We start from the raw sequence: 6,509 nt of genomic DNA, 5'->3' as shown, positions 1-6,509 counted from the left end.
GGTCGTCAGCGTAAACCCTGCCCGGGACTCTCATGCGCCTGTCGTACTTTGGTATCTCCCAGCGTATTTTATCTATCCTCTTCAGCGGCACCATCCTCCCACCTCCGTTTTAGATTACCCTAACGTTATTTTAAGCTTTCGCGGGGTCTTCAGGCTTCAGCCTCCTCTCCTTTGGCACGTAGTTTATGAGCCTGCCCTCCTTGGCCTTGGCCGACCCGAGGTAGTAGGAGCGCCACTTAACTATCACCCACCCGTGGAGATCTTTATCGTCGATCTCGACGCTCTCTCCGGCGAGATACCGTCTTGCCCTCCCATCATCGAGCTCGACAACGTTCTTCGTCGCCTTCGGGCCGACGAGAAAGCTCCCCTCGATGCTCAGCCTTATCCCGTCGCTCTCCACCCTGCCGAAATACACCCCGTTCCTGTCGGGCCCCCTGATCTCGAAGGGGCAGGGCTTCCAGGCGTAGACCTTGTGATACCTCCCGCGTATCTCATAGAGAAGCTCAGGTGCATAACCGTAGTTCTCAATGAGGAGTTTTTTGACGAGCTCGGTGTCACTTGTTTTCCCTATCTCCTCCCTCGGGTTGTCGCTCATGCCCCTCCCTCCGGCTTGAGTATCTTAGCGATGAAGAAGGCCTCGGTATCGTTGTCATTGGGGTGTATGCGTAAAGCCTTCTTCAGCTCGGACGAGTAGGTCTTCCCCTCCCACTCCAAAACAGGCTCGCTGGTCTTCACCGGCAGGTCTATTATCTCCAGCCTCGCGTCGGTCTTTCTGAGGAGATAGTCCACAACCTCTTCGTTCTCAAGGGGGTCTATCGTGCAGGTCGAGTAGACCAGCGTTCCCCCCGGTTTGAGGGCCCGATAGGCGGCCAGGATAAGCCTCTTCTGAATGTTCATGTACTTGATGACCCCCCTCAGGCGCCAGCCCGTTAGGAACTTCCAGCTCTTCCTTATCATCCCAACGGAGGAGCACGGGGCGTCGAGGAGAACCCTGTCAAAGGTATTCTCAAAACGGCCGAAATAGGCCCCGTCCTTCGTCGTCACGCGGGCGTTGAGGACGCCCATTTTATTGAGGTTCGCTATGAGGACGTTGGCCCTGCTGAGCTTCGGGTCGTTTGCTATTATGCACCCCTCGTTCTCCATGTACTGTGCTATCTGTCCGGTTTTTGAGCCAGGGGCTGCCGCCATGTCTAGGACAAGCTCACCGGGCTTGGGATCAAGGACAACGGGGGGTATCATGGAGCTCGCTTCCTGGCCGAAGATTAAGCCGAGACTGTGCTCCGGAACCTTCGCGAGGTTGTCAACGCTGATGAAGAATCCCTCGCGAACCCATGCTACCGGCTCAAGTTCGAACTCCTCTTTAAGCCTCTCAACGACCACGTTAAGCGGCGCCTTGAGGGTGTTCACCCGTATGCTCTGCCGCAGGGGCCGGATTATGAACTCCCAGAACTCGTCCGTGTCTTCGAGCATTGAATAGCGCTCGTAAAAGGCGGGATTGGTTTCCTTAATTCTGTCCCTCGCGCTCATAGAACCACCTCAGATGTCCGGCACCAGCTGTGCCATCCACCTTCCGTCTGGAAGCTGCTCTATCTTCATCTCGTGGTAGGTTATGGCCTTAACCTCCTCCTTCGGCTCGTGCTTCTCGTAGTCGAGAACCTCGCCGCATGCCTTCGCCCTGAGCCGATAACCTTCCCCGGTTTTCTCTATCTCGACGTCAACGTCTCCAAAGACCAGTCCCTCCATGTCGTGGAGCACGAGAAGCTCCTCAAGGAAGTTGTAGAGGAGCGCCATCAGGTCTTCGCCCTCCACCTCGACCTCACGGCATTCTTTGCTCTCGACCTTTCTCACCTCTACCATCACATCAAAGAGCGCCAGCGCAACGGCCTCGAAGGCCTCCTCAAGGCTCTCACCGTAGCCCCTGATTCCAACGTCAGCGGTGTGCTCGTAGTGTTCCCACTTCCTCATTTCAGCCACCTCCAAGCAGTATAGAGTTCAAGCCCTCTTTTCTAGCCGTATCGTGAAGCCTCTTGTCTCCGGTGTAAAAGCTCTCAACCCCGGCGTACTTTGCCGAAACTATTTGAATCGCGTCCGCTTGGTAAATGTGGTATCTCTCAATTAGCTCCCACGCATCGGCCAGCAGTAGGGAGTGAACCGGGACCACCTCCAAGACGCCCAACCTCGTGAACCGCTTTACCTCCGCCAGAAAGCCTTTCTTCAGGAAGTCAAAGCCCTCCTTTCTGATCTGGCCCCTTCTTAGCCGTTTGTCGAGTATTCCAATAACCTCTCCAATGTTCCAGAAGCTAAAGACGAGCTTCACTTCGCCTCTGTATGCATCCCTGAATATTCCCTTCACCACATCGCTGCCTTCCTCGGTTAAATACCTCTTTAAGATGGCACTAGTGTCCAAGTAAACGCTCCTCCCTGTCATCCCTCATCTCCCTCACGAGCTTTTCACTGCTCTCGCCCTCGACCTTCAGGGGTTCAAACCACAGGGGCACTTCAGAGTCGTCGATGTCCTTCAAAACTTCGTTTATGAGGTAGTTCATAAGTGCCTCTTCAAGGAGCTTGCTGACCTCACTCTTTTCCCGCCGGGCCAGTTCTTTAAACTCCCTCCAGAGTTCCTCATCGAGGTAAACGCTGGTTTTTACCTTCCCCATTGTACCACCATAGGTAATTACCGAAATCGGTATATAAAACCATCGAAACCGTTAATTAGACCACCGTCGAAATGGATTGGGTGGTGATATGAGGGAGATAACGCCTCGGAAAATAATCGAGATGAAGGGGAAGGAAAGGATCGCGATGATAACCGCTTACGATTATCCCTCAGCGCTCATAGCCGACAGGGCAGGAATGGACATAATCTTCATCGGCGACTCCCTTGGGATGGTTGTCTACGGGGAGGAGAACACGCTGAACGTCACGATGGACCAGATGGTCTTCCACACCAGGGCCGTCTCAAAGGCCGTCAGGAGGGCGCTCGTCCTAGCGGATATGCCCTTCGGGAGCTACGAGGTCGATACCGATGAGGGTGTTAAAAATGCAATTAAGCTCGTACAGGCCGGGGCGGATGCGGTGAAGATAGAGGGCGGCTACGACCACAGGAAGCTCGTGAGGAAGCTGGTCAGGATGGGCATTCCGGTAATGGGGCACACGGGGCTCACTCCCCAGAGATACCTCCGCCTCGGCGGCTACCGGCTGATGGGGGAAACCGAGGAAGAAATAGAGGAGATACTCCGCGATGCCAAGGCACTTGAGAAGGCCGGCGCCTTTGCCGTTGTCCTTGAATTTACCCTGGCCGATGTTGCGAAGCTCGTGACAGAGGAGGTCTCGATCCCCACCATCGGAATCGGTGCCGGGCCGTACGTGGACGGCCAGGTTCTTGTCTGGCATGACCTCCTAGGAATCTACGAGAACACCCCTCCCTTCGTCAAGAAATACGCAGACATCAGCGGGATGATAAGGCTTGCCCTTGAGAACTATCGGGAGGACGTAAAAGAAGGCAGGTTCCCTGCGAGGGAGCACTACTGGGAGTTCCTCGATAAGGATGACTTCAGGAGAAAAGCCCAGAGAGCCATCGAAAGGCTCGGAGAGGATGAGTAGATGCTGAAGGGCAGAAGGATCACCGTCGTCATACCAGCTTACAACGAGGAGGCAAGGCTCCCGAAGGTTCTTGAGGGGATTCCCGACTTCGTTGATGAGGTCATAGTGGTTGACGATGGCTCAAGCGATGGGACGTATGAGGTCGCCAGGGCATTCTCCGAGAGGGATGAGCGAATAAAGGCCATCAGGCTTGAGAAAAACTGCGGTAAAGGCTGCGCAATGCGTGAGGGGGTTAAACACTCCAGCGGCGACGTTGTGGTCTTCATGGACGCCGACGGTCAGCATAAACCCGGGGAGATAATAAGCCTCGTGGAGCCGATAGTCTCCGGCGAGGCAGATATGGTCATCGGCGCCAGGAAGGGGGACGTGAGCCAGAGGCCCCTTCACAGGAGGCTCAGCAACATAATAACGACGAAACTCATAAGGCTCAAGCTGCGCCAGTACGTCTACGATACCCAGAGCGGCTTCAGGGCTTTCAGCCGGCACTTCATCCCGGAGATAGAGAGCGACCGCTATGAAGTCGAAACCGAGATGCTGATAAAGGCGGCCAGGATGGGGGCCCGAATAAAAGAAGTGCCCGTGAGCATGATATATGACCCCGACAGGGAGGGACGTTTCGGATTAAGGGATGTTTTTCGCTTCATTGGGACACTGCTCAGGTTCTGAGCTCGCTTTCCACCTTTACTGCACCTAGTGTTCCCAGGGTAATTAGGATGAAGCCGAGGGCATGATAGACTGTAAAGCTCTCGCCGAGCAGGATTCCCAGCCCTATTGCAACTGCGGGAGCGGGCGTTATTATCGCCGTGGCCTTGGACAGGTTGATGAGCTTTATTGACCTGTACCAGACCAGCTGGCCGAGGGCTATAACGAGACCCTCGGCGATCACAAAGGCGGAAATCTCCAGGCCGGTTGCGATTGCAAGCGGCAGGAGCAGCAGAAAGCCGAATGTGTTTCTAAGGGCCGCTATCGTCGGCGAGCTGTAAGGCAGTCTCTTGGCTATCACGTGACCGAGCTGCCAGAAGAGTGGAACCAGGAGAAGAAGGAAATCCCCGATATGGAGTTCAAGGGAGCGTCCCTGAAGTATCACGATGGCCAGACCTACGATTATCGCGAGGGAGTAGGCAACAAGTCTCCGGGTTATCTTCTCCCCCAAAAACAGCCAGGAGAGCATGAAGGAGAACAGAACTTCACTCCGGGTTATCAGGGCGGCGTTTATCGCCGTGCTCATCCTCGCCCCGAATGAATACGCCAGATAAGCGAGCGCCGTACCGAAGAGTCCCACCAAAAACGCCTTCTTCAGGTCGCCCCTGTTGGCACGGATCTCCTCCCACTTCCCTGTCCAGAGAAGACTGCCCCAGAGGAGAAGCGACGCAACGAGGGCAGAGAATGCCGCAAAACTTATTGGATTTGAGGGATTGGACTTTATCACAACGGGCTCAATGCCGTAGATGAACGTCCCGGCTATCGCGAAGAGTACCCCCAGGGATTCCCTTTCCATAAAGATACCTCCACCATTCGTCTTAAAAAATCCACGGAAATTTTTCAGTGTTGGTGGTCTCCCCTCCACAGGAGGGGCAGAAGTAAGTCTCTTCCATATTTTGGATTTTGTCCAAGATGGTGGGCAGACTCCAGATTGTGGGGACAGGGGTAACAAAAAAGAATAAAACTAAAACTTGAGGTCACAACGTTTAAATATATCGGTAACGAGTTAAAAATGGGGGATAGGGGGTGGCGGCGATAACGATAAGGCCACTCACGATAAGGCGCATCGAAGCCCTGGGATTTACGATTTTCGTCATCGGGGCCATCCTGATAGCCGCCACCCTGTGGGGGGCTTCATACAGGTTTCAGGAGAACGTCGTCATATCCCCAGGGGGTTATTATGTTTACAAACTTGAGGGCTATGACTGGAGCGTGATTCAGTTCTCAATAAAGTCAACCGAACCCGTGACCGTTTGCATCACCGATGATGTGGGATTCAGAATATTGAAGTCGGGAGACGGGGCCCTGTGCCTCTTCAAGGTGGACGACACGACCAGCGTTGAAAAGATCTGGCGGTTCCCCAAAGACGGCCCTATGTACCTGATAATCATCCCTGAGTCAAAGGGGGGGCCGGTCTCTGTCTCCGTCCGTGTGAAGGGTGGCCTGATTCTCTGGTGAGGCTTCCAACCGAGGGAGCTGGAAAAGATGTCTACAGATGCCGTTCTAACGGGGCTTTCATTCGATAGAAGTGTTTTGGGAAGTTGTGGAAAGTTGTGGAGCCGGGAGCGGGATTTGAACCCGCGACCTGCGGATTACGAGTCCGCCGCCCTGCCGAGCTAGGCTACCCCGGCACCCGATGTTAAGGTTCACGGGAAGTTTATAAGTTTTTCTCAGGGGCCGGGAAGAAGGCCGTTTATAATCTCCAGCCATCTGTCAGGGCTGACTGCAACTATGAGGACTAAAACCGCAAGGAGGAAGTTCACCACCGTCACTTTCCTCAGGGAGGCAATTTCCAGGTTATAAAGGATCTCCGGAATCCTGGTGGTTCTTCCCTCTGTAACCTTGGCTATGAAAGAACCAAGCGCCATACCAGTCAGGACATCATAAATCCAGTGGTGGCCGAGGAAGATTGTGACGAAGGGTATGAGCGTGTTCACCAATATGATTGCCTTTCCGTCGAGCTTTTACCTGTACCTCCAAACTGTAATGATGTTTATCGTGATGATTGTGTTGTGGAGCGATGGGAGGACGAACTCCTGCCGGGTCAGGAGGGTGTTTGAGGAGGTGTAACCTGGGAGATTGTATACGACGTGGGGGGCATGGATGTGGACGACGAGATATACGGCGCCCGCTATGGCGTAGGCCATCAAATAGCGGATGAACAGCTCATCGGAGGCCTTTAAATCCCTCTTGTAAATGAGGAG

Annotated in this window: 10 protein-coding genes, 1 tRNA gene and 1 pseudogene; 3 read left to right on the top strand and 9 right to left on the bottom strand. The window is 54.1% G+C overall.

Going from position 1 to position 6,509, the window contains the following annotated elements; translation table 11 throughout:
* Positions 1-130: 130 nt before the first annotated feature.
* The 5 genes from F7C11_RS00685 to F7C11_RS00665 are packed head-to-tail and all read right to left on the bottom strand — an operon-like array spanning position 131 to position 2,657.
* Positions 131-595, bottom strand: a complete 465-nt coding sequence (locus F7C11_RS00685) for a hypothetical protein (RefSeq protein WP_297089956.1) — start codon at positions 593-595, stop codon at positions 131-133.
* A complete protein-coding gene (locus F7C11_RS00680) occupies positions 592-1,527 on the bottom strand; it encodes a tRNA (cytosine(49)-C(5))-methyltransferase (RefSeq protein WP_297089954.1) in 936 nt (311 codons plus the stop codon). Before F7C11_RS00680 ends, F7C11_RS00685 begins: the two co-directional genes overlap by 4 nt.
* Positions 1,528-1,536: 9 nt before the next feature.
* Positions 1,537-1,965, bottom strand: coding sequence for an archease (locus F7C11_RS00675; protein ID WP_297089952.1), 429 nt, complete (start codon positions 1,963-1,965; stop codon positions 1,537-1,539).
* A 1-nt stretch (position 1,966) separates the two neighbouring features.
* Positions 1,967-2,428, bottom strand: a complete 462-nt coding sequence (locus F7C11_RS00670) for a type II toxin-antitoxin system VapC family toxin (protein WP_297089951.1) — start codon at positions 2,426-2,428, stop codon at positions 1,967-1,969.
* A complete protein-coding gene (locus tag F7C11_RS00665) occupies positions 2,397-2,657 on the bottom strand; it encodes a CopG family transcriptional regulator (protein ID WP_297089949.1) in 261 nt (86 codons plus the stop codon). Before F7C11_RS00665 ends, F7C11_RS00670 begins: the two co-directional genes overlap by 32 nt.
* Before the next feature lie 88 nt (positions 2,658-2,745).
* Between F7C11_RS00665 and panB the strand changes: the two genes are divergently transcribed.
* Both panB and F7C11_RS00655 read left to right on the top strand, forming a co-directional pair.
* Positions 2,746-3,603 (top strand): 3-methyl-2-oxobutanoate hydroxymethyltransferase, encoded by an 858-nt coding sequence (gene panB / locus F7C11_RS00660; protein ID WP_297089947.1) that lies wholly within the window; start codon positions 2,746-2,748, stop codon positions 3,601-3,603.
* Entirely contained in the window at positions 3,604-4,269 is a 666-nt protein-coding gene (locus F7C11_RS00655; protein WP_297089945.1) for a glycosyltransferase family 2 protein, read from the top strand. It begins immediately after the preceding gene.
* On the opposite strand, the gene F7C11_RS00650 is transcribed toward F7C11_RS00655, so the two are convergent.
* Entirely contained in the window at positions 4,259-5,101 is an 843-nt protein-coding gene (locus F7C11_RS00650) for a DMT family transporter (RefSeq protein ID WP_297089943.1), read from the bottom strand. The two genes, F7C11_RS00655 and F7C11_RS00650, sit on opposite strands and share 11 nt — an antisense overlap.
* A 230-nt stretch (positions 5,102-5,331) precedes the next feature.
* Here F7C11_RS00650 and F7C11_RS00645 point away from each other — a divergent pair, with 230 nt between their 5' ends.
* Positions 5,332-5,763 (top strand): hypothetical protein, encoded by a 432-nt coding sequence (locus tag F7C11_RS00645; protein ID WP_297089941.1) that lies wholly within the window; start codon positions 5,332-5,334, stop codon positions 5,761-5,763.
* A 96-nt stretch (positions 5,764-5,859) separates the two neighbouring features.
* On the opposite strand, the gene F7C11_RS00640 is transcribed toward F7C11_RS00645, so the two are convergent.
* From F7C11_RS00640 to F7C11_RS00630, 3 genes and pseudogenes are all read right to left on the bottom strand, one after another.
* A tRNA-Thr gene (locus F7C11_RS00640) sits at positions 5,860-5,936 on the bottom strand.
* A gap of 39 nt (positions 5,937-5,975) precedes the next feature.
* Positions 5,976-6,242 (bottom strand): hypothetical protein, encoded by a 267-nt coding sequence (locus F7C11_RS00635; RefSeq protein WP_297089939.1) that lies wholly within the window; start codon positions 6,240-6,242, stop codon positions 5,976-5,978.
* A gap of 27 nt (positions 6,243-6,269) precedes the next feature.
* Positions 6,270-6,509, bottom strand: a pseudogene (locus F7C11_RS00630) (phosphoesterase); the annotation flags it as partial.

Source organism: Thermococcus sp., assembly GCF_015521605.1.
GTDB lineage: Archaea > Methanobacteriota_B > Thermococci > Thermococcales > Thermococcaceae > Thermococcus.
Note: the sequence above shows the minus strand (reverse complement) of the source record. Positions and strands in the feature narration are given on the sequence as shown.